This is a genomic window from Streptomyces sp. NPDC050504, from assembly GCF_044458065.1.
Taxonomy (GTDB): domain Bacteria; phylum Actinomycetota; class Actinomycetes; order Streptomycetales; family Streptomycetaceae; genus Streptomyces.
The window spans coordinates 758,350-778,271 of the sequence record NZ_JBITHO010000003.1 but is presented as its reverse complement, the minus strand read 5'-3'; the positions used below and the strand labels follow the sequence as shown (position 1 = coordinate 778,271).

Genomic DNA, 19,922 nt, shown 5'->3' with positions numbered 1-19,922 from the left:
GGCGCGCGTCACCCGTAGAGGTGAGTTGAGACCTCTTCGAGACCTCGGTCTTTTGTCAGGCACACACGAGTCGCCACCCATCACTCTACCGCCGGACCCACCAACTACCTTTATTTCCAAGGTCATTGATCAGTTAACACCTTGCAGAAACGTGCCTGTCAACGCGTGAATATGCGATCGGCCAGCCCGGCCGTGCGAGCCCTACTATCGGCCTGCCATGACAGCAGCAGGGAAGCACCAGGTGAGCCGGACGGACACACCCCGGCGGGGCAACCGACAGGTGCGTGCGGGCATCCGGGACGTCGCCGCCGCCGCCGGTGTCTCCATCACGACCGTCTCCGACGCGCTCAACGGCAAGGGCCGGCTCCCGGACGCCACCCGCCGCCACGTCCGCGAGGTCGCCGACCGGCTGGGCTACCGCCCGTCCGCCGCGGCCCGCACGCTCCGTACCGGCAAGTCAGGACTGATCGGCCTGACCGTGACGACCTACGGGGATGAACCTTTCACCTTCACCGAATTCGCGTACTTCGCGGAGATGGCCAGAGCCGCCACGTCCGCCGCGCTCGCCCGCGGCTACGCCCTGGTCATCCTCCCCGCCACCTCCAGACACGACGTCTGGTCGAACGTCGCCCTCGACGGCACCGTCGTCATCGACCCGTCCGACCAGGACCCCGTCGTCACCGAGCTGGTCCGCCAGGGCCTCCCGGTGGTCTCCGACGGCCGCCCGGCGGGCTCCCTGCCGGTCACCGCCTGGGTCGACAACGACCACGAGGCCGCCGTACTCGAACTCCTCGACCACCTCGCCGACGCAGGAGCCCGCCGCATCGGCCTCCTGACCGGCACCACCACCGACACCTACACCCGGCTCTCCACCACCGCGTACCTGCGCTGGTGCGAGCGCGTCGGCCAGGACCCCGTCTACGAGTCCTACCCCGCCCACGACCCCTGTGCGGGAGCCGTGGCGGCCGACCGCCTCCTGGCCCGTCCGGACCGCCCCGACGCCGTCTACGGCCTCTTCGACCCCAACGGCACCGACCTCCTGGCCGCCGCCCGGCGCTACGGGCTGCGCGTCCCCGACGACCTGCTCCTGGTCTGCTGCAGCGAATCCACGGTGTACGCCGCGACCGAGCCGCCCATCACCACGCTCTCGCTCAAGCCGCGCCGCATCGGCACGGCCGTCGTCCAGCTCCTCATCGACGCCATCGAGGGACTGGAGGCCGACCGGCCCGTGGAGCAGGTCATACCGACCGAACTGATCGTCCGGACCTCGTCGATGCGGCGCCCTCCCCGCACCACGGTGAGCCCGCCGCGGTCCCCCGCCGGGGACTGAACGGGCCCGGGACCGCGAACCGAGGGGAAACCGACGGACAACGGGAGGGAGCAGCGGGCGACCGACGGGGGACCGATCTGCCCATTCCGGGCGAAACAGTCGACGAACCAGGGGTGCACTCGGATTGACCACCCCTGGTGAGTCACAGAGCGCCAGCCGCATTCCTATGATGGGCGGACGACACCGCGGACCACCCCGACCAGGTAGGGCCGTGAGGTGTGCGGCGGTGCGACGGTGGTGGAGGGGTCGATGACTCAGGGGGCCGGTCAGGGACCCGTGGTGCGGACGGCGACGTTGCGCGATTTCCGTGTGCCGCCGTACGCCCAGGCTCCCGCAGCACAGTCCGCCGCCGAGCCCTCGGCGCACAGCGGGCACCCCGGCAACGCCTTCCCCGAGGGCGAGCCGCCGGAGGGGTACACGCCGACCGCGCGCGACCTCCCCGTGATCAACAGGGGCGACACCGTCAAGATGGAGACCGTGCCGCAGCAGCGCCCCGCGCCCGGCGAGAACGGCCTCGGCCCGCTCTACGTCGTCGGCGACGTCCACGGCTACTACGACGAGCTGGTCGCCGCCCTCCACGAGCAGGGCCTCATCGACGAGGCCGGCAACTGGTCCGCGGGCAACGCGCGCCTCTGGTTCCTCGGCGACTTCACCGACCGCGGCCCCGACGGCATCGGCGTCATCGACCTGGTGATGCGGCTCTCCGCCGAGGCGGCCGCCGCGGGCGGCTACTGCAAGGCCCTCATGGGCAACCACGAACTGCTGCTGCTGGGCGCCAAGCGCTTCGGCGACACCCCGGTGAACTCCGGCGCGGGCACCGCCACCTTCCAGGCGGCCTGGCTGCTCAACGGCGGCCAGAAGTCCGACATGGACCGCCTCCAGGACGTGCACCTCCAGTGGATGTCCCGGCTCGACGCCGTGGTCGAGGAGGACGGGCACCTGCTCCTGCACTCCGACACGACCGCCTACCTCGAATACGGCTCCACCATCGAGGACGTCAACGACACCGTCCACGCGATCCTCACCCGCAACGACGCCGACGAGTGCTGGGACCTCTTCCGGAAGTTCACCAAGCGGTTCGCCTTCCGCGACGAGGGCGGCTCCACGGCCGTACGGGAACTGCTGTCGACCTACGGCGGCGAGCGCGTCGTCCACGGCCACAGCCCCATCCCCTACCTGCTGGGAGAGGTCGGATCCGAGGACGGCGACGACTCGGCAGGACCGGTCGTCGAGGGCCCCCACGTGTACGCCGACGGGCTCGCCATCGCCATGGACGGCGGAGTGACCATGGCCGGTAAGTTGCTGGTGGTCCAACTTCCCCTGCATGACTGACGGTTCTCTGGGCAGGCGCCCGTACGACCGGAAGCACCGCGACCATTGGGCCCTATTTCTGGAAAGCCCCTGTCACCCCGTGCCGTAACCGCTCTACCATCGGCGTATCCGTAGCAGGCTCTCCTCCGTTTCGCCCAATCGCCCGGTCATCGCGGGCAATCCGGCCCTACGGAGCATCGGGGGATGCACATGAACAGCGCTCCGCACCTGCTGACCGAGGACCGCCCGGAGTTCGAGCGGATCCTCGACGACGCACTGCGCCACGCGCACGACCGGCCCGACCTCGCCTCTGTGGGCGAACGGCTCAACCTGGAACAGCTGCGCACCATGGCGCTGAACGCCACCGCGCTGATCACCGCGGCCGCCGCAGCCGAGTACGACCACTACGTGAAGGCCCGCGACGAACTGCGCGCGCCCGAGGACCCGCTCTCGACGCGCGACTCCGACCCCGACCCCATGACGGACGCGGCGGCCGGGTCGGGAGCGGGAGTCGCCGCGGTCGTCACCGTCCTGGCACCCGTCCTCGCGGGCGCATCCGCCGCGATCTTCCTGATCGTCGGCTACCTCCTTCAGATGCTGAGCCCCGCGCCCGTCTTCGCTGACACCCTGGTCGCGGCGGGCTGGTTCTTCGGGGCCGTCACGGCGGCCAGCATCCTGGTAGCCGCCGTGGCCCTGCTCATCGCCGCCCTGCGCAACAGCTCCACCCAGGAACCCGCGGTCGACGAGGAGGAGGGACTGACCGAGGAGGTGTCGCGCGCCCGCGAGGCCTGGCGCCACGCCCTGTTGGAGCGCGGTCTGCTGCCCTTCCTGCGGGACGCCCTGGCCGATCCGAGCGTCGACCCGACGTCGAACCGCAAGCCCTACCGGTCCAGCGGCCGCATACCGAAGGTCGGCTACAGCGGCCCCGACTTCGCGAGCCCCAACGAGGGGCCGGTGGCCGGGCCCCGGCCGACCTTCACCAGCCCCGACTTCACGAGTCCCGACTACGGCGGCCCCGAGCACCAGCCCGAATGACGGACGGGCGCACCGGGGCCGCACCCGTTTCACGGTTTCACGTGAAACATCGCTCTGTTCAGTTGGCGATCGGGAGGTAGACCCGGTTGCCCGCCTCGGCGAACTCCTTGGACTTCTCCGCCATGCCCGCCTCGATCTCCTCCGCCGCTGACCCCTCGGACGAGAGGTCGCCGCCGTGCTCGCGCCTGATGTCCTGCGAGATCTTCATCGAGCAGAACTTGGGGCCGCACATGGAGCAGAAGTGCGCCGTCTTCGCGGGCTCGGCGGGCAGCGTCTCGTCGTGGAACTCCCGCGCCGTGTCCGGGTCGAGGGCCAGGTTGAACTGGTCCTCCCAGCGGAACTCGAAGCGCGCGTCGGAGAGCGCGTCGTCCCAGTCCTGTGCGCCCGGGTGCCCCTTGGCGAGGTCCGCCGCGTGCGCCGCGATCTTGTACGTGATGACGCCGGTCTTCACGTCGTCGCGGTTGGGCAGGCCCAGGTGCTCCTTGGGCGTGACGTAGCAGAGCATCGCCGTGCCCCACCAGGCGATCATCGCGGCGCCGATGCCCGAGGTGATGTGGTCGTACGCCGGGGCGACGTCCGTGGTCAGCGGGCCGAGCGTGTAGAACGGCGCCTCCTCGCAGATCTCCTGCTGGAGGTCGATGTTCTCCTTGATCTTGTGCATCGGGACGTGCCCGGGGCCCTCGATCATCGTCTGCACGTTGTGGCGCTTGGCGATGGTGTTCAGCTCGCCCAGCGTCTTCAACTCGGCGAACTGCGCCTCGTCGTTGGCGTCCGCGATCGACCCCGGGCGCAGCCCGTCGCCGAGCGAGTACGTGACGTCGTACGCCGCGAGGATCTCGCAGAGCTCCTCGAAGTTCTCGTAGAGGAACGACTCCTTGTGGTGTGCCAGGCACCACGCGGCCATGATCGAGCCGCCGCGCGAGACGATGCCGGTCTTGCGGCGCGCGGTCAGCGGCACGTACCGCAGCAGCACGCCCGCGTGGACCGTCATGTAGTCGACGCCCTGCTCGGCCTGCTCGATGACCGTGTCCTTGTAGATCTCCCAGGTCAGCTCCTCGGCCTTGCCGTCGACCTTCTCCAGGGCCTGGTAGAGCGGCACGGTGCCGATCGGCACGGGGGAGTTGCGCAGCACCCATTCGCGGGTGGTGTGGATGTTGCGGCCCGTGGAGAGGTCCATGACCGTGTCGGCGCCCCAGCGGGTCGCCCAGGTCATCTTCTCCACCTCCTCCTCGATGGAGGAGGTGACCGCGGAGTTGCCGATGTTGGCGTTGACCTTCACCAGGAACCGCTTGCCGATGATCATCGGCTCGATCTCCGGGTGGTTGACGTTGGCCGGCAGCACCGCGCGCCCGGCCGCGATCTCCTCGCGGACGACCTCGGGGGAGACGTTCTCGCGGATCGCGACGTACTCCATCTCCGGCGTCACCTCGCCCCTGCGGGCGTACGCGAGCTGGGTCACCGCCTGCCCGTCGCGGCCCCGGCGGGGCTGGCGCGGGCGGCCGGGGAAGACCGCGTCGAGGTTGCGCAGACCGCCGCGCGGCGCGGTGTGCTTGATCCCGTCGTCCTCGGGGCGGACCGGGCGGCCCGCGTACTCCTCGGTGTCGCCGCGCCCGATGATCCAGTTGTCCCGCAGCGGAGGCAGCCCGCGCCGCACGTCGGTGTCGACGTTCGGGTCGGTGTACGGCCCCGACGTGTCGTACAGCGTCACGTCCTTGCCGTTGGTGAGGTGCACCTGACGGACCGGCACGCGGAGGTCGGGGCGCGAGCCCTCGACGTATCCCTTGTGCCAGCCGATGGACTTCCCGGCCTCGTTCTGCGTGGAGGCAGGCGTGCGTGCGTCCGATGTGGTCATGAGACCTACTCCCTACGCCGGCATTACCCGGTAACAGGTTCGGCGGTCGGCGCAGCTGCGACCCGTGTCGTCGTCAGCGCCCTCTCAGCCCGGTGCTCCGAGCTCCCGCGTGTGCAAGGTTTTGCCCCCACGCTAGCGTCCTCGCTGGCGCGCTGAACAGAGGGCCCCGTCCGTTCTTGCGATGATCGGTCGGTGACGTCCCCACACCACGCGCCCGAGGCCGAGCCCCCCGCCCCCGCCCACTCCCACGGCCACTCCCACAGCCACGGGCCCGCCGCGCCCGTCTCCAAGCACCTGCGGAAGGTCATCGCCGCGGTCCTGATCCCCTTCGCCACCGCGGTCTTCGTCGGGCTGTGCGTCCTGTGGCCGGGCGGCGCCCCCGCCCATGAACGCACCGGGGTCGGCTTCGACCGGCAGACCGAGACGGGCAGGGTCGCCAAGGTCGAGGCGGTCGACTGCAAGGACGTGAACGCCGGTCAGGTGCCGCCCGCCGGTGACCCGTCCACCGCACAGGGCGGCAAGGCGGCCGGCGCCGAGCGGAAGGGGTGCAAGAAGGCCACGGTCGAGGTGACCAGCGGCAAGGACAAGGGCCGCACCTTCGTCGAGATCGTCCAGCCCGGCGCACCGCGCCAGTTGGAGCACGGTCAGGGCGTGGTGGTGGCGTACGCCCCGGACGCGCCCCGCGAGCTCCAGTACTCGGTGACCGACGTGAACCGGAAGTTCCCGATGGCACTGCTGGCCGGGATCTTCGCGCTCGCGGTGGTCGCGGTCGGGCGGATGAAGGGCGTGATGGCGCTGATCGCGCTCGCCGTGTCCTTCGCCGTACTGACCCTGTTCATCCTCCCGGCGATCCTCCAGGGCTCCAACCCGCTGGTGGTGGCGGTGGTCGGGGCGAGCACGATCATGCTGATCGCGCTCTACGCCTGTCACGGCCTCACCGCCCGCACCTCCGTCGCCGTCCTCGGCACGCTCATCTCGCTGCTGCTGATCGGGCTGCTCGGCTCGCTCTTCATCGGCCAGGCGTTCCTCAGCGGCAACACCGACGACAACACCGGGCTGATCCACGGCCTCTACCCGAACATCGACATGTCGGGGCTGCTGCTCGCGGGCGTCATCATCGGTTCGCTGGGCGTCCTGGACGACGTGACGGTCACCCAGACGTCGGCGGTCTGGGAGCTGCACCAGGCGGATCCGACGATGGGCGTCCGCAAGCTGTACCGGGCGGGCATCAGGATCGGCCGGGACCACATCGCGTCGGTCGTGAACACGCTCGTACTGGCCTACGCGGGCGCCGCGCTGCCGCTGCTGCTGCTCTTCTCGATCGCGCAGTCCAGCGTGGGGACGGTCGCCAACAGCGAGCTGGTGGCCGAGGAGATCGTCCGGACGCTGATCGGCTCGATCGGCCTGGTCGCCTCGGTGCCGGTGACCACCGTGCTGGCGGCGCTGGTCGTCTCGGCCGACCGGCCGAGCGGGGCCGGGGCCGCGGCGGCCCCCGTACGCGGCGGAAGGGGCCGCCGCCGCAAGAAGTAGCGGCGACGGCCCCTTCCGTACGGGGCGGGCGGGGTCAGCCCGCGCTCTGCTCCTCGGCCAGGATCCGGCCCAGGGCCTCCTCCAGGTGCACCTCGAACTCACCGAGCGCACGCTCCTGGCCGAGCGGCACGAGCTTGTCGGTCCGGTCGAGGAAGGCGACCAGCGGCGCGGCCCCGGCCCTGAAGAGCGCCCGGTCGCCACCGACCTGGAGCCGGATGTGGACGTCGCTGAGGTTGTCCGGCTCCGCGGGGGAGACGTGCACGTCGCCGTCGCCGCTCGGCCTGCCGAGCCCGTCGAGCAGCAGTTCGCGGCCGAACGCCCAGGTGACGGGGGCATCGCCGGGCAGATGGAAGGTCATGCGTACTGCGTACGGATCGCGCATCTCGTACCGGAGCTCCACCGGGATACGGAAGGAGAGCTCCTCGGAGACGAGGAAGCTCATCATGACCTCTGCCTGAACGGATTCGAGCATTGCCTAACCCCGCAGTAGATGAAACTGGCCAGGAATGATCCCCACTGGCTCTCTTGACGCCATCGTGCTGTACCCGCTAACAGATCACAAGGAGTGAGTTTTCAGATACTGATAGAGAAGGCCAGGGAGCTCACGAGCGCCCCCACTTCGCTCCGCAACTGCTCAACTGCGGGGAGGAGACGGCCTTCTTGGTGCACGGGGAGAGAAATGGCCATGGTCGCGGCAGTTGTACCGACAGTAATCGGAATCGCCGCGCAGACCGTCCCCAGCGCGTACTCCTGGCGCTCGATGACCGGCTTCATGCGCTCCATCGAGCCGAGCCGCTCCATCAGCGCGCGCTGCCCCGGCACCGAGTAGCGCGTCACGGGCTGGACGGGGTGCCGGTCGAGGTGGTCCTGGCGGCTCTTCTCGTCGAGCTGGCTCAGCAGGCACTGGCCCAGCGCGTGGGCGTGGCCGGTCTCGCGGAAGTCCGCCCACTCCTCGACGGCGGGGGCGTTGGGGGTGTCGGCGACGGCGACGAGCTCGATCTCCCCCTCGCGGTAGACCGCGAAGTAGACCGGGACGCCGATGACGTCCCGCCAGTGCTCCAGCGAGTCACTGATCTTGGTGCGACGATTCTGCTGCGCTCCGCCACCGGCCAGCCGCTCGGCCGCGTCGCCGTACAGGAACACGCCCTTCTCGCGGCGCAGATATCCCTCGTGCGTCAGGGTGCGCAGCAGGTGGTACGCGGTGGGGAGGGGGAGTCCGGCCTCGCGCGCCAGCTGTTTGGCGGGGGCGCCGTCCCGGTGGGAGCCGACGGCCTCCAGCAGCCGCAGGGCCCGTTGCACCGACCCGATCAGGGTGGGTACCGCCGAATGCGATGGCGTGGCCAAAGGGCACCCCCAGGCGTGCTGACGGGCTGCCGGCCCGCCCGCGGGGGCCTCCCCCGCGCGCCCACCACAAGCCTGGGTCTCCATTCGAACGACCGTGGCAATCACCGGACTTGGCGGTCACCGGCCCTTGATTCCCAGGAGGCGGCAGAGGGTCGTCACTCTATCGGCAGCCCCCGGTCGCGGGTGGGGTTTCGCCCGGAGCGTTCCCCCGGCCGGGCTAACCCGCACACGCCCCGTTCACCAGCTGTCGCCGCGGTTCGTCGAGGACGACATGAACTTCCGTACGACGTAGATCAGGCCGCCGACGATCGCCACGAAGAGCAGGGCCTTGAAGAGCAGGCCGATCACGAAGCCGACCACGCTCGCTATCAGGCTGCCGAAGACGAACAGCGCGATGACGGGCACGGCGACCCACTTCACCCACCAGGGCATCCCCTTGAACACCTCTCGCACGTCTGCCATGGCCCTCTCCCTCGCTGTCTCCGCACCGCTCGCGCGGCGTGCCCGGCGCTACCGCCGCTTCCTGATTCGATGCTAGGCGCGGGACAGGGGCCGACGGGGGCCTCGCGCCCCCCGCTCTCCCCTGACCCGACCCCTAGGGAATCCGGAGTTCCGAATCAGCTCTCAGGCGGAGAGAAGACCACCATGACCCTCAGGTCCTCGGTGATGTGGTGGAACTTGTGCGGCACTCCCGCCGGTACGTAGACCACGCTGCCCCGCCCCACCTGCGTCGTCTCGGTGCCCACCGTGATCGACGCGCGGCCGCTGACGACGAAGTAGACCTCGTCCTGGTCGTGCGGGTTCTGCGGGTCGAGCTCGCCCGCGTCCAGCGCGTACAGGCCGACCGACATGTTCCGTTCCCGCAGGAACTGCAGATAGGCACCGTCGTTGGCGGCGCGCTCCGCCTCCAGCTCGTCCAGTCGGAATGCCTTCATCGTCCGTCCGCCCCAACGCTTGTTCTGATCAGGTCTGCCACGATCAGACACATGAAGAATTTCGTAGTCAAGACGATCGCGAACGCGGGAGCCCTGTGGGTGGCCATCTGGCTGCTCAAGGACATCACGCTGACCGGCGACAGCACGGGCAGGAAGGCGCTGACCCTGGTGGTCGTCGCCCTGCTCTTCGGGCTGGTGAACTTCGTCGTGAAGCCCGTCGTGAAGCTGCTGACGCTGCCCCTGTTCATCCTCACGCTCGGCCTGATCACCCTGGTGGTCAACGCCCTCATGCTGCTGCTGACCTCCTGGCTCGCCGACACGTTCGAGCTGAGCTTCCACGTCGAGGGCTTCGGGACCGCGGTGGTCGGCGGCCTGATCATCTCGATCGTCTCCTGGGCCCTCAACGTCGTGCTGCCCGACGGGGACTGACCGCGATGACGGCCGACGACAGCGACGGAATACGCCCGGGAAGCACCGGCGGAACCCGGGACGGGGACGGCACCAGGGCGGTACGGGCCGGCCTGCCCGAAGCGGTGAAGAACCGGCCCGCCCTCCCGGGCCCGGCCTTCGCCGCCCACTACCACCTGCCCGGCGAACCCGACGGCCCCTACACCTACGGCCGGGACGAGAACCCCACCTGGACCGCCCTGGAACGGGCGATCGGCGAGCTGGAGGCGCCCGGCGAGAGCGTCGTCACGACCGCCTTCGCCTCCGGGATGGCCGCCGTGTCCGCCGTACTGCTCTCCCAGGTGCGCGCGGGGGACGCGGTGGTGCTGCCCGACGACGGCTACCAGGCGCTGCCGCTGGTGGGCGAGCAGCTGACGGCGTACGGAGTCGAGGTGCGCACCGCCCCGACGGCGGGCGACGCCCAACTGTCCGCGCTCGAAGGGGCGCGGCTGCTGTGGATCGAGACGCCGTCCAACCCCGGGCTCGACGTGTGCGACGTGCGCCGCCTCGCGGACGCGGCGCACGCGGCGGGCGCGCTGGTCGCCGTCGACAACACCCTCGCCACCCCGCTCGGACAGCGCCCGCTCGCGCTCGGCGCGGACTTCGCGGTCGCCAGTGACACCAAGGGCCTCACGGGCCACGGCGACCTCCTGCTCGGCCACGTCACCTGCCGGGACGCGGAGCTGGCCGCCGGGGTGCGGCGCTGGCGCAAGATCGTCGGAGCGATCCCGGGGCCCATGGAAGCCTGGCTGGCCCACCGCTCGCTGGCCACGCTCCAACTGCGCGTGGACCGGCAGTGCGCGACCGCGCTGGAGCTCGCCCGCACCCTGTCCGGCCGGAGCGAGGTGACCGGGCTGCGCTATCCCGGCCTGGAGTCCGACCCCTCGTACGCCGTCGCCTCCCGGCAGATGCGGCGCTACGGCTCCGTGGTCTCGTTCGAGCTGCCGGACCGCGCCTTCGCCGAGCGGTTCCTCGCCGGGCTGCGGCTGGTCGACGACGCGACGAGCTTCGGCGGCGTGCGCTCAACGGCCGAGCGGCGCGGACGGTGGGGCGGCGACGCGGTGTCCGAGGGGTTCGTCCGCTTCTCGGTGGGGGCGGAGGATCCCGTGGACCTGCTGGCCGACGTGGTCGGCGCGCTGGACGCGGCGGCGCGCTGAATACGCCCGGCGTACGCCCCCGCGCTCGCCCGCGATACACACAACGGACGGTCCGAGCCTCCCCCCTCTTGGCTCGGACCGCCCCGGTTCCACGCGCGAAGAACCGCCTGAACAAGGCTAGTTGACTCTGCGTCAGTGTCCAATCACAGTAGCGACAGAGACCTATCGACATATTTATCGTTGTCCGATGCCGCCGATGTGACCGGGAGGGCAGGCCATGGATCTCGCCCTGCTGCGCACGTTCGTCACGGTGCACAGGGCCGGTTCCTTCACCCGCGCCGCCGCCCTCCTCGGCCTCTCCCAGCCCGCCGTCACCTCGCAGATACGCACCCTGGAGCGACAGCTGGGCCGCCCGCTCTTCCTCCGCCAGGCCCGCGGCGTCACCCCCACCTCGATCGGCGACGAACTGGCCCACCGCGCCGCGCCCCACCTCGACGCGCTCGTGGAGATCGCCGAGACGGGACTGGACGAGGAGTCCGGCGTACGGACCCTGCACCTGGCCGGGCCGCCGGAGTTCACCTCGCTGCGCGCCCTGCCCGCCCTCACCCCGCTGCTCTCCCAGGGCCTCACCCTGCGCTCCTCCTTCTTCGCGGGCGCCGACGAGACCCTGGACGGGCTCGCGGCCGGCCACCACGACCTCGCCATCGCCACCACCCGGCCGCGCGGCGAACTCCTCACCGCGACCCCGCTCTGCGACGAGGAGCACGTGCTGGTCGCCTCGCCCCGCTGGGCCGCCCGCCTCGGCCCGCAGGTGCTGCGGCAGAAGGGTGCCCTGGTCCTGGAGCAGCTGCCGGTGGTCGAGGTCCACGAGTCGCTGCCGTTCGTCGCCCGCTACTGGGCCGCCGTCTTCGACTCCAGCCCCGCGGCCTCCGGCACGGTGATCGCCCCCGACCTGCGGGCCGTGCTCCAGTGCGCGGCCGCGGGCGCCGGACTCGCCGTGCTGCCGCGCTACCTGTGCGAGGAGGCGCTGGAGCGCGGCGAGGTGGTGGCGCTGCTCGACCCGCCGGTGCCGCCGCTGCGCACGTACTTCCTCGTCGTACGCACCGGCACGCTCGCCCTTCCGCACCTCACGCGGGCGCACGAATGGCTGTTGCGCGCTGCCGTCGACTGGTGACTCCTGGTCGACCGGGGGCCCCGGTGCGTTTCAGAAGCCGTCCGGCGGGCCACTCTCTTGCCATGACCGAACGTCCCGTGGTCAAGCGCACCGCACGCGCCATCCTGCTCGACGGCGACCACCTCGTCCTCATCAAGCGCACGAAACCCGGCGTCGATCCGTACTGGGTCACCCCGGGCGGCGGCGTCGAGGCCGAGGACGCCACCGTCGTCGACGCCCTCCACCGCGAAGTCGACGAAGAGCTCGGCGCGAAGATCAGCGACGTGGTGCCCTGCTTCGTCGACACCGTCGAGCACATCGTGGACGGCGGGGTGTCGGGGGTGAAGGTCCAGCACTTCTTCGTCTGCCGCCTGGAGTCGATGGACACCTCGCGGCGGCACGGCCCCGAGGTCGACGAGCCCTGCGGGGAGTACGAGATCGTGCGGGTGCCGTTCAGCCGCGTCGGCATCGCCGCCGTCCACCTCGTACCGCTGTCGCTGCGGCACTACCTGGACGGCAACATCGAGGGCGTGCGCGCCATGCACGCCCCCGACCTGGGCTGAGCCGGGCCCTTTCGCACGGGGCCTGGCCCCTCGCGCGCCGCGCGCCTCAGCCCGCCACCAGCTCCTCCAGCTCGTCGTGGCGGATGCGCTCGTCCGGGATGCCGATGCCCTTCAGCGCGTGGACACCGCTGCGGATCATGCCGGGCGGCCCGGAGAGGTAGGCGTCGTACTCGGTCCACGGGCCGTAGGAGCGCACCGCGTCGGGGAACCGCGCCCGGTCGTCGACCACCGGGCGCACCTCAAGCCAGGGGTGCGAGCGCTGGAGGCGCAGCATCGTGTCGATGTCGTAGAGGTCGCGGTCGCTGCGGGCGCCGTAGAACACCTCGACCGGCCGCCGCTCGCCGTGCTCGGCGACGTCCTCGACGAGCGCCCTGATCGGGGCGATCCCGGTGCCGCCGCCGAGGCACAGCAGGCCGTTGTCGGTGGTGTGGTCGACCGTCATCGAACCGGCGGGCGGACCGAGCCGTAGCACGTCGCCGGGGCGGGCGTGGTGCACCAGCGAGTTGGAGACCCAGCCCGCGGGGACGGCCTTCACGTGGAACGACAGCAGCCCGTCGGAACGCGGCGCGGTCGCGAAGGAGTAGTGCCGCCATATGCGCGGCCACCACGGCGTCTCCAGCGTGGTGTACTGCCCGGCCAGGAAGGGGTACGGCTGATCGGGGCGGACGGTGACCACCGCGATGTCGGCGGTCCTCAGCTCGTGCGCCACCACCTCGGCCTGCCACCAGGCCGGGGAACGCTCCTCGTCGTCCGCCGCCGCGTCGATCATGATCTGGGAGATCGTGGTGTACGTCCGGACCCAGGCCCCTTCGGTCTCCTCGTCCCAGCTGCTGCCCGCGTACCGGCTCAGCGCCGAGAGCAGCGCCTCGCCTAGCGCCGGGTAGTGGACGGGACGCGTGCCGTACTTGCGGTGGCCCCGGCCGAGCCGCGTCAGGTAGCCGGTGAGCACCGCGGTGTCGTCCAGGTGCTCGGCCGCGGTGAACAGTGCCTTGAGCAGCCGGTCGCGCTGGGCGTCCATCGCGCCGGGGAAGAGCACGCGCAGCTCGGGGTGGCGGATGAAGAGCAGGGCGTAGAAGTACGAGGTGACCTTGTCCGCGTCGGGGGCTATCTCCTCCAGGGTGCGGCGGATGCGCACCGCGTCGGACGAGGGCTCCTTGCGGACGGACATGATGGCCGGAGCGTTCATCGCTGTGCCTCGCCTTGCTCGCACGGACCACATGGCCGCAGAGTCGCAGTGGACGGGGGCACGGCGGGCGAAGAACGTGAAGTCCGGGTCGGGGAGCGGTACGGACCATTAAGCTTCCGTGCGGTACGTCCCTGTTTCGGGAGGTGCGTGCTCCGGCCGCTCCCCGGACTCTCAGTCGCGGACCAGCCCGTACGCCTCGCGCAGGTCACCGCCCGTGTAGGAGTGCGTGGCGATCCCGGTCAGATGGTGGTCCGCGTTGACCGCGACCGTCACGGGCACGGCCCGGAAGATCTTCGCGTCCGACATCGAGTCCCCGTACGCCACACAGTCCGCCGCAGCCACGCCGAAGCGCGCCCGCAGTTCCCCGGCGACCCTCACCTTGGCGTCCGCGGTGAGGATGCCCGCCGGGTCCACCGGGGCGGTGAACGGTACGGCGGGCCAGAGCGAGCCGTGTGCGCAGTGGGCGCCCCACTCCAGCAGCCGTGCGACGAAGAAGTCCGGCGACAGCGAGATCACCGCGCAGTACTCGCCCCGCTCCCTGATCTCCGCCCACACCTCCTGGATCCCGGCCAGCCACGGCGCGCCCGCGAAGGCCGCGGCCACCTGCTCCTCGGTGAGTCCGGCCCAGAGTTCCCTGGCCCGTACCGCGAAGTCGCCGGGCGAGAGCCCCCGCTCGACGAAGTCCCGTTCCAGTTCGGTGATCTCGTCCAGCAGGCCCAGTTGGCGGGAGATCTCCACGGCGGCGGCCGAGCCGCGCATCAGCGTCCCGTCCAGGTCGAAGAAGTGCAGCCTCGTCATGTACGCCGAGGCTAGTAGACGCGGTTACTCCCGCTGTCAGACGCCGTCGGGCGCGCTGCCCGGCACGGTGTTTCACGTGAAACCACTCAAGCGGCCCGCCCGCAGGGCCCTCCTCGCCGTCCACGTCACCGCCTCCGCGGCCTGGCTCGGGCTCTCGCTCGGGCTGCTCGCCCTGGCCGTCACCGCGCTCACCACGGACTCCGGTCCCATGGTCGAGGCGGCCTGCCGCTCCATGAAGGTCTTCGCCGACTGGCTGGTCGTCCCGCTGGCCCTGCTGACCCTGGTGAGCGGTCTGGTGCTCTCGCTCGGTACGCCCTGGGGCCTCGCCCGGTACCACTGGGTCTTCACGAAGTTCTGGCTGACCCTCGTCACGACCGGCCTCTCGGTCTTCCTGCTGCGGCCGGGCGTCACCGAGGCCGCCGAGACCACCTCGGCGGGCCTGCCCCTGGCCGAGCCCAGGGACCTGGTGATGGGCCCGATCGTCTCGCTAACCTCGTACGTCTTCATGACCGTGATCTCCGTGCTGAAGCCCTGGGGGCTGACCCGGCGCGGCAGGAGGCTGCGCGTCACTGCGAGTTCACGGAAAACGGTGGACGAACGATCTACGCGTCAGACAGCCTGACCTTCATGCCGACTGAGCTCACCACGCTGCCCGTCCGTCGTCTGGCCAGGGGCGACCTGCTCGCCTGTGCCGACCTCTCCGAGGACCGGGGCTGGGAACGCGACGAGCACAGATGGGGGCTCCTGCTCTCGGCGGGCACCGGCTACGGCATCGACGCCCCGGACGGAAAGGGCCTGGCCGCCTCGTGCGTGGTGACGTCCTACGGCTCCGAGCTCGCCGCCGTCGGCGTCCTGCTGGTCGCCGGACGGTACGAGCGGCAGGGCATCGGCCGCCGTCTGATGCGGCACGTGATCGAGACGACCGGGGACACCCCGCTGTCCCTGTTCGCCACGGAGTCGGGGAAGCAGCTGTACGAGGAGCTCGGCTTCGTCCACAAGGGACCGGCCGTCCGGGTGCGCGGCGTCTTCCGCCCCGGGCCCGGCGGGGCCTCCCCCGCGGTGTCGACCAGGGCGGCGACCGCGGGCGATCTGCCGGCCATCCTCCGGCTGGACGCGGAGGTCTTCGGGGCGGACCGCACCCACATGATCACGCGGCTGCCCGCCTTCGCCGACCAGCTGCGGGTCGCCCGGGACGGGGACGAACTGATCGGCTACGCGGCGGCCTGGCCGAGCGGGCGCGCCCAGTGCGTCGGCCCGCTGGTCGCCCGGGACACCGAAACCGCGCAGGCGCTGATCGCCGGAATCGCCGCGAACGTCGTGGCCCCGCTGCGGCTGGACGTCGACGCCCGGCACACCGCGCTCCTCGACTGGACAGCGCGGAGCGGCCTTGAACAGACCGGCTCCACGCTGATGATGGCCTATCGCACCGCGGACTTCCCGGGCGACTGGACCCGTCGCTTCGCCCCGCTCACCGTGGCGGCGGGCTGAGCGGGGGAGCCCGCGACGATCCTGCTGCCGACGGCGTCGTCGGTGGCGCTGGCGGTGGCACGGCGCTCCAGCGTGCTGGAGAGCACGGCGAGCAGGAGCGCGGATCCCGCGAGCACCGCGCCGACCCAGTTGGGGGCGGTATAGCCGAAGCCCGCGCCGATGACGAGGCCGCCGAGCCAGGCGGCGAGCGCGTTGCCCAGGTTGAAGGCGCCGATGTTGACCGCCGAGGCCAGGGTGGGGGCGCCTGACGCCTGGTCGAGGACCCGCTTCTGGAGCGGCGGCACGGTCGCGAAGCCCAGCCCGCCGATCAGGAAGACGGTCACGGCCGCGGCGACCTGGTGGTGCGCGGTGAGCGTGAACAGCGCCAGGGTCAGGGCCAGCGCGCTCAGCGACACGTAGAGCAGCGGCATCAGCGCGCGGTCGGCGAACTTCCCGCCGATGAGGTTCCCGGCGACCATGCCGAGGCCGAAGAGGACCAGCAGCCAGGTGACGGCACCGTCCGAGTAGCCGGCGACGTCCGTCATCATCGGCTTGATGTAGGTGATGGCGGCGAAGACCCCGCCGAAGCCCAGCACGGTCATCGCCATGGCGAGCAGCACCTGGACGTTGCGGAAGGCGGCGAGCTCGTGGCGCAGCCGTACGTCCTCGGGCCCGGCCTGCTCGGGGATGAGCTTGGCGACGCCCAGCAGGCCGACGACACCGAGCCCGGCGACGATGAAGAACGTGGCGCGCCAGCCGATGCTCTGGCCGATGTAGGTGCCCAGCGGGACGCCGATCACATTGGCGACGGTCAGACCGGTGAACATCATGGCGATGGCTCCGGCCTTCTTCTCCGGGGCGACCAGGCCGGCCGCGACGACGGAGCCGATGCCGAAGAACGCTCCGTGTGCCAGGGAGGCGACCACGCGTCCCGCCAGCATCACGCCGAAGACCGGGGCGACGGCGGAGAGCACGTTGCCGACGATGAACAGGCCCATCAGCAGCATCAGCATGCGCTTGCGACTGACGCGGGTGCCCAGGACCGTCATGAGCGGAGCCCCGAGGACGACGCCCAGCGCATAGCCCGTGACCAGGAATCCGGCGGTGGGGATCGAGACGCCGAAGTCGGCGCCGACCTCGGGCAACAGCCCCATGATCACGAATTCGGTGGTGCCGATACCGAATGCCCCGATGGCCAGGGCTAGGAGCGCGAGCGGCATGGGAGGACACCTTCCAAGAGGTTGCGTCTGCGCCTTACGAGCGTTCACAATAATTGCAGACGCGGGTTAATTGCAAGCGCGGGCTATTGCGGCAGTCGCCTATCCTGAAGGCACAGCGCCCCGCCGCACGGAGGAGAGACCCCATGGCAGCGACCGACCCGGCCCTCACCGCCCTCTCCCAGGGGTGGTGCGCGCTCTCCCTGCTCCACGGGAAGATCGAGTCCCACATCGAGAAGGCCCTCGAATCGCGGCACGGGCTGAGCGTGCGCGAGTACTCCCTGCTCGACGTCCTGAGCCGCCAGCACAGCGGGCCCGGCGGCCACCTCCAGATGCGCCAGGTCGCCGATGCCGTGGTGCTCAGCCAGAGCGCCACGACCCGCCTGGTCACCCGGCTCGAAGACCGCGGGCTGCTCACCCGCTACCTCTGCGACACCGACCGCCGCGGGATCTACACCGATGTCACCGAGGCGGGCCTCACGCTGCTCGCGGCGGCCAGGCCCACCAATGACACGGCGCTGCGCGAAGCCCTCGACGAGGCCGCCAAGAATCCCGAACTGGCTCCGCTGGTGCGGACCGTCGAGCAGCTGAAGGTGCCCGTCTGAGCGGTCCGGGCCGATCTTGGCCGCGTACGCTCCACCCCATGAGCGATCTACGCATACGCCCCGCCACCGCCGATGACCTTCCCGCCATCGTGGCCATGCTCGCCGACGATCCGCTGGGCGCCCAGCGGGAGTCGCCGGACGACCTCGCCCCGTACACCGCGGCCCTGGCCCGGCTGGTAGACGACCCGAACCAGCACGTCGTCGTCGCCGTGCGCGGGAGCTCCGGGACCGAGGAGAAGATCGTCGGCACGCTGCAGCTCACCGTCATCCCCGGGCTGTCGCGGCGCGGCTCGACCCGTTCCATCATCGAGGGCGTACGCATCCACTCCGACGAGCGCGGCAGCGGGCTCGGCACCCAGCTCATCGAATGGGCCGTCGACACCTCCCGCAGCGAGGGCTGCCAGCTGGTGCAGCTCACCTCCGACGCCACCCGCACCGATGCCCACCGCTTCTACGAGCGGCTCGGCTTCGAAGCCTCACACCTCGGCTTCAAACTGACTCTCTGAGGATCCGAAAGCGTTCGGCCGCCGCCCCCTGACGGAGCGACGGCCGAACGTCGTGTTTCACGTGAAACATCGCCCTGTTTCACGTGAAACATCACAGACCGCGCCAGCCGCCCTCGTCCACTCCGCCCGGCACCACATCCGCATCCGGCCCGTACGGCTCGCGCGTGAAGGCGAAGGACCCCAGGTCGAGATGGCTCACCGAGCCGTCCTCCCGTCGCATCACCTGGAGCGTCTCCCCCGTGTAGTAGCCGTCGATCCCCTTCCAGGTCCCGTCCGGCTGCGCGACGAAGCGCGACCCCCTACCGCCCCCGTCCAGGCGGCGCAGTTCCACTCCCCGCTCCCCAGTCACCTTCAACCCGAAGGCGTAAGTGCCCCAGTACCAGGGTCCGGTGAGCGCCAGCAGTTCCTCACAGACCTCGGCGGCCGGCAGCGGTCGCCAGGGCTCGGGGATCCGGGGCTCGGCCTCCGCGACGATCCGTACGAGGTCCGCAGCGATCACCCCGGCGTACGGCCCCGAAGTGGCGTTGGCCAGCACCACCGCGCCGACCCCGTCCTCCACGCTCATCCACAGACCCGCCAGGAAGCCCGGCAGCGACCCGGTGTGCCCGGACAGCGAGCGGCCCTCCACCCTGGCGAGCTGCACCCCGAGGCCGTAGCCGTCGTCCCAGCCGCCCGGCAGCGGCGGCGACGCCGGACTCCGCATCTCCCGTACCGTCTCCGCGCACAGCACCCGGTCATCGCCCTCGGCGAGGAACACCGCGAACGCACACAGGTCCTCCGCCGTGGACCAGAGCTGTCCCGCCGGGGCCATCAGACCGAGGTCCTCGGCCGGCTCGGGCAGCAGCACGTCCGCCCAGGGGTGGACGGCCCAGGCACCCGCGTGCGGAGCCTGCGGCTGGGCGCTCGTACGGTGCAGCCCCAGCGGCTCCAGGACCTCCTCCCGCAACGCCTCCTCCCAAGGCACGCCGCGCACCGTCTCGATGAGCCGACCGAGCAGGGTGTAACCGGGGTTGGAGTAGTGGTGGTGGCGGCCCGGGGGATTGATCAAGGGCTGCTCGCCGAGGACGTCCGACAGCTCCGGGCGGAACGTCGCCGGGCTCCGCTCCCACCACGGCGCAGGACTCTCGGCCTTCAACCCCGCACTGTGGGTGAGAAGTTGAGCGATCGTCACCTCTCCGACGCCCGTGCCCGGCAGGTACTTCTCCAGCGGGTCCTCCAGGTCCAGCAGCCCCTCGTCGCGCAGCCGCATCACCAGGACCGCGGTGAAGGTCTTGGTGATGGACCCGATGCGGTACTGGGTGTCGGCGTCGGGCGCGTGTCCGTCGACCGACGTCCGTGCGCCGGTCCAGACGATCCGTCCGTCACGCACCACCGCCCCGACGAGCGAGGGCACGCGCCCTTCGGACTGTCCGGTGGCGATCCGATGCAGCAGGGCCCGTGCCGTGCTGGGCAGCAGCTCTTCAAAAGTCGACGTCATGCCCCCAAGAACTACCGCTGCCGAACCCGGGAGTCGACTACTTTTCAGCACCGGTCTCGCGCATGGGCG

Annotated in this window: 21 protein-coding genes and 1 riboswitch; of the genes, 12 read left to right on the top strand and 9 right to left on the bottom strand. The window is 70.8% G+C overall.

Annotation, left to right across the window (positions count from 1 at the left end):
• Nucleotides 1–217: 217 nt before the first annotated feature.
• From ACIBNE_RS14390 to ACIBNE_RS14380, 3 genes are all read left to right on the top strand, one after another.
• Nucleotides 218–1,330, top strand: a complete 1,113-nt coding sequence (locus tag ACIBNE_RS14390; protein ID WP_399271460.1) for a LacI family DNA-binding transcriptional regulator — start codon at nucleotides 218–220, stop codon at nucleotides 1,328–1,330.
• Between the two features lie 234 nt (nucleotides 1,331–1,564).
• A complete protein-coding gene (locus ACIBNE_RS14385; RefSeq protein WP_399271461.1) occupies nucleotides 1,565–2,662 on the top strand; it encodes a metallophosphoesterase in 1,098 nt (365 codons plus the stop codon).
• Nucleotides 2,663–2,845: 183 nt separating this feature from the next.
• Nucleotides 2,846–3,676, top strand: a complete 831-nt coding sequence (locus ACIBNE_RS14380) for a hypothetical protein (RefSeq protein ID WP_399271462.1) — start codon at nucleotides 2,846–2,848, stop codon at nucleotides 3,674–3,676.
• 58 nt (nucleotides 3,677–3,734) lie between these two features.
• On the opposite strand, the gene thiC is transcribed toward ACIBNE_RS14380, so the two are convergent.
• Complete coding sequence (gene thiC / locus ACIBNE_RS14375; RefSeq protein ID WP_399271463.1) at nucleotides 3,735–5,528, bottom strand: phosphomethylpyrimidine synthase ThiC; 1,794 nt, start codon at nucleotides 5,526–5,528, stop codon at nucleotides 3,735–3,737.
• Nucleotides 5,521–5,647, bottom strand: a riboswitch (TPP riboswitch). (Overlaps the previous gene by 8 nt.)
• Before the next feature lie 73 nt (nucleotides 5,648–5,720).
• Between thiC and ACIBNE_RS14370 the strand changes: the two genes are divergently transcribed.
• The gene (locus ACIBNE_RS14370) at nucleotides 5,721–7,058 is read left to right on the top strand and encodes a YibE/F family protein (RefSeq protein ID WP_399271464.1); all 1,338 of its coding nucleotides are present in this window, start codon (nucleotides 5,721–5,723) and stop codon (nucleotides 7,056–7,058) included.
• 34 nt (nucleotides 7,059–7,092) lie between these two features.
• Here the strand turns inward: ACIBNE_RS14370 and ACIBNE_RS14365 are convergent, their stop codons facing one another.
• The 4 genes from ACIBNE_RS14365 to ACIBNE_RS14350 form a co-directional block, all read right to left on the bottom strand.
• Complete coding sequence (locus ACIBNE_RS14365) at nucleotides 7,093–7,530, bottom strand: SsgA family sporulation/cell division regulator (RefSeq protein ID WP_399271465.1); 438 nt, start codon at nucleotides 7,528–7,530, stop codon at nucleotides 7,093–7,095.
• Nucleotides 7,531–7,631: 101 nt separating this feature from the next.
• Nucleotides 7,632–8,357: an IclR family transcriptional regulator gene (locus ACIBNE_RS14360; protein ID WP_399271467.1), complete on the bottom strand. Its 726-nt coding sequence runs from the start codon at nucleotides 8,355–8,357 to the stop codon at nucleotides 7,632–7,634.
• Between the two features lie 282 nt (nucleotides 8,358–8,639).
• A complete protein-coding gene (locus tag ACIBNE_RS14355; RefSeq protein ID WP_399271661.1) occupies nucleotides 8,640–8,855 on the bottom strand; it encodes a DUF5326 family protein in 216 nt (71 codons plus the stop codon).
• Nucleotides 8,856–9,019: 164 nt separating this feature from the next.
• Complete coding sequence (locus tag ACIBNE_RS14350) at nucleotides 9,020–9,337, bottom strand: cupin domain-containing protein (protein ID WP_399271468.1); 318 nt, start codon at nucleotides 9,335–9,337, stop codon at nucleotides 9,020–9,022.
• A gap of 51 nt (nucleotides 9,338–9,388) precedes the next feature.
• Here ACIBNE_RS14350 and ACIBNE_RS14345 point away from each other — a divergent pair, with 51 nt between their 5' ends.
• The 4 genes from ACIBNE_RS14345 (at nucleotide 9,389) to ACIBNE_RS14330 (ending at nucleotide 12,597) form a co-directional block, all read left to right on the top strand.
• Nucleotides 9,389–9,766: a phage holin family protein gene (locus ACIBNE_RS14345; protein ID WP_399271469.1), complete on the top strand. Its 378-nt coding sequence runs from the start codon at nucleotides 9,389–9,391 to the stop codon at nucleotides 9,764–9,766.
• Between the two features lie 5 nt (nucleotides 9,767–9,771).
• A complete protein-coding gene (locus ACIBNE_RS14340) occupies nucleotides 9,772–10,941 on the top strand; it encodes a cystathionine gamma-lyase (protein ID WP_399271470.1) in 1,170 nt (389 codons plus the stop codon).
• Nucleotides 10,942–11,158: 217 nt separating this feature from the next.
• The gene (locus ACIBNE_RS14335) at nucleotides 11,159–12,055 is read left to right on the top strand and encodes a LysR family transcriptional regulator (RefSeq protein ID WP_399271471.1); all 897 of its coding nucleotides are present in this window, start codon (nucleotides 11,159–11,161) and stop codon (nucleotides 12,053–12,055) included.
• A gap of 62 nt (nucleotides 12,056–12,117) precedes the next feature.
• Nucleotides 12,118–12,597 (top strand): NUDIX domain-containing protein, encoded by a 480-nt coding sequence (locus tag ACIBNE_RS14330; RefSeq protein WP_399271472.1) that lies wholly within the window; start codon nucleotides 12,118–12,120, stop codon nucleotides 12,595–12,597.
• Nucleotides 12,598–12,643: 46 nt separating this feature from the next.
• Here the strand turns inward: ACIBNE_RS14330 and ACIBNE_RS14325 are convergent, their stop codons facing one another.
• Together ACIBNE_RS14325 and ACIBNE_RS14320 are read right to left on the bottom strand one after the other, a co-directional pair.
• Nucleotides 12,644–13,783: a globin domain-containing protein gene (locus ACIBNE_RS14325; protein WP_399271473.1), complete on the bottom strand. Its 1,140-nt coding sequence runs from the start codon at nucleotides 13,781–13,783 to the stop codon at nucleotides 12,644–12,646.
• 171 nt (nucleotides 13,784–13,954) lie between these two features.
• Complete coding sequence (locus tag ACIBNE_RS14320) at nucleotides 13,955–14,581, bottom strand: HAD family hydrolase (RefSeq protein ID WP_399271474.1); 627 nt, start codon at nucleotides 14,579–14,581, stop codon at nucleotides 13,955–13,957.
• A 76-nt stretch (nucleotides 14,582–14,657) separates the two neighbouring features.
• Here ACIBNE_RS14320 and ACIBNE_RS14315 point away from each other — a divergent pair, with 76 nt between their 5' ends.
• Complete coding sequence (locus ACIBNE_RS14315; protein WP_399271475.1) at nucleotides 14,658–15,203, top strand: DUF2269 domain-containing protein; 546 nt, start codon at nucleotides 14,658–14,660, stop codon at nucleotides 15,201–15,203.
• Nucleotides 15,204–15,208: 5 nt separating this feature from the next.
• Nucleotides 15,209–16,069 carry a GNAT family N-acetyltransferase gene (locus tag ACIBNE_RS14310; RefSeq protein ID WP_399271476.1) on the top strand — a complete coding sequence of 287 codons (861 nt, stop codon included), beginning with the start codon at nucleotides 15,209–15,211 and terminating at the stop codon, nucleotides 16,067–16,069.
• On the opposite strand, the gene ACIBNE_RS14305 is transcribed toward ACIBNE_RS14310, so the two are convergent.
• Complete coding sequence (locus tag ACIBNE_RS14305) at nucleotides 16,000–17,268, bottom strand: MFS transporter (protein WP_399271477.1); 1,269 nt, start codon at nucleotides 17,266–17,268, stop codon at nucleotides 16,000–16,002. The genes ACIBNE_RS14310 and ACIBNE_RS14305 overlap by 70 nt on opposite strands.
• A gap of 143 nt (nucleotides 17,269–17,411) precedes the next feature.
• Between ACIBNE_RS14305 and ACIBNE_RS14300 the strand changes: the two genes are divergently transcribed.
• Together ACIBNE_RS14300 and ACIBNE_RS14295 are read left to right on the top strand one after the other, a co-directional pair.
• On the top strand, nucleotides 17,412–17,870 hold the full coding sequence (locus ACIBNE_RS14300; RefSeq protein WP_399271478.1) for a MarR family winged helix-turn-helix transcriptional regulator: 459 nt from the start codon (nucleotides 17,412–17,414) through the stop codon (nucleotides 17,868–17,870).
• A 38-nt stretch (nucleotides 17,871–17,908) separates the two neighbouring features.
• Nucleotides 17,909–18,376, top strand: a complete 468-nt coding sequence (locus ACIBNE_RS14295) for a GNAT family N-acetyltransferase (RefSeq protein ID WP_399271479.1) — start codon at nucleotides 17,909–17,911, stop codon at nucleotides 18,374–18,376.
• A gap of 91 nt (nucleotides 18,377–18,467) precedes the next feature.
• Here the strand turns inward: ACIBNE_RS14295 and ACIBNE_RS14290 are convergent, their stop codons facing one another.
• Nucleotides 18,468–19,853 carry a serine hydrolase domain-containing protein gene (locus ACIBNE_RS14290; RefSeq protein ID WP_399271480.1) on the bottom strand — a complete coding sequence of 462 codons (1,386 nt, stop codon included), beginning with the start codon at nucleotides 19,851–19,853 and terminating at the stop codon, nucleotides 18,468–18,470.
• Nucleotides 19,854–19,922 lie beyond the last annotated feature (69 nt).

What these genes read in the sequence shown, in the direction of transcription:
- ACIBNE_RS14390 (WP_399271460.1), top strand. Translation starts at nt 218, where the DNA reads ATGACAGCAGCAGGGAAGCACCAGGTGAGCCGGACGGACACACCCCGG.
- ACIBNE_RS14380 (WP_399271462.1), top strand. Translation starts at nt 2,846, where the DNA reads ATGCACATGAACAGCGCTCCGCACCTGCTGACCGAGGACCGCCCGGAG.
- thiC (WP_399271463.1), bottom strand. Translation starts at nt 5,528, where the DNA reads ATGACCACATCGGACGCACGCACGCCTGCCTCCACGCAGAACGAGGCC.
- ACIBNE_RS14365 (WP_399271465.1), bottom strand. Translation starts at nt 7,530, where the DNA reads ATGCTCGAATCCGTTCAGGCAGAGGTCATGATGAGCTTCCTCGTCTCC.
- ACIBNE_RS14350 (WP_399271468.1), bottom strand. Translation starts at nt 9,337, where the DNA reads ATGAAGGCATTCCGACTGGACGAGCTGGAGGCGGAGCGCGCCGCCAAC.
- ACIBNE_RS14345 (WP_399271469.1), top strand. Translation starts at nt 9,389, where the DNA reads ATGAAGAATTTCGTAGTCAAGACGATCGCGAACGCGGGAGCCCTGTGG.
- ACIBNE_RS14340 (WP_399271470.1), top strand. Translation starts at nt 9,772, where the DNA reads ATGACGGCCGACGACAGCGACGGAATACGCCCGGGAAGCACCGGCGGA.
- ACIBNE_RS14335 (WP_399271471.1), top strand. Translation starts at nt 11,159, where the DNA reads ATGGATCTCGCCCTGCTGCGCACGTTCGTCACGGTGCACAGGGCCGGT.
- ACIBNE_RS14330 (WP_399271472.1), top strand. Translation starts at nt 12,118, where the DNA reads ATGACCGAACGTCCCGTGGTCAAGCGCACCGCACGCGCCATCCTGCTC.
- ACIBNE_RS14325 (WP_399271473.1), bottom strand. Translation starts at nt 13,783, where the DNA reads ATGAACGCTCCGGCCATCATGTCCGTCCGCAAGGAGCCCTCGTCCGAC.
- ACIBNE_RS14320 (WP_399271474.1), bottom strand. Translation starts at nt 14,581, where the DNA reads ATGACGAGGCTGCACTTCTTCGACCTGGACGGGACGCTGATGCGCGGC.
- ACIBNE_RS14310 (WP_399271476.1), top strand. Translation starts at nt 15,209, where the DNA reads ATGCCGACTGAGCTCACCACGCTGCCCGTCCGTCGTCTGGCCAGGGGC.
- ACIBNE_RS14305 (WP_399271477.1), bottom strand. Translation starts at nt 17,268, where the DNA reads ATGCCGCTCGCGCTCCTAGCCCTGGCCATCGGGGCATTCGGTATCGGC.
- ACIBNE_RS14300 (WP_399271478.1), top strand. Translation starts at nt 17,412, where the DNA reads ATGGCAGCGACCGACCCGGCCCTCACCGCCCTCTCCCAGGGGTGGTGC.
- ACIBNE_RS14295 (WP_399271479.1), top strand. Translation starts at nt 17,909, where the DNA reads ATGAGCGATCTACGCATACGCCCCGCCACCGCCGATGACCTTCCCGCC.
- ACIBNE_RS14290 (WP_399271480.1), bottom strand. Translation starts at nt 19,853, where the DNA reads ATGACGTCGACTTTTGAAGAGCTGCTGCCCAGCACGGCACGGGCCCTG.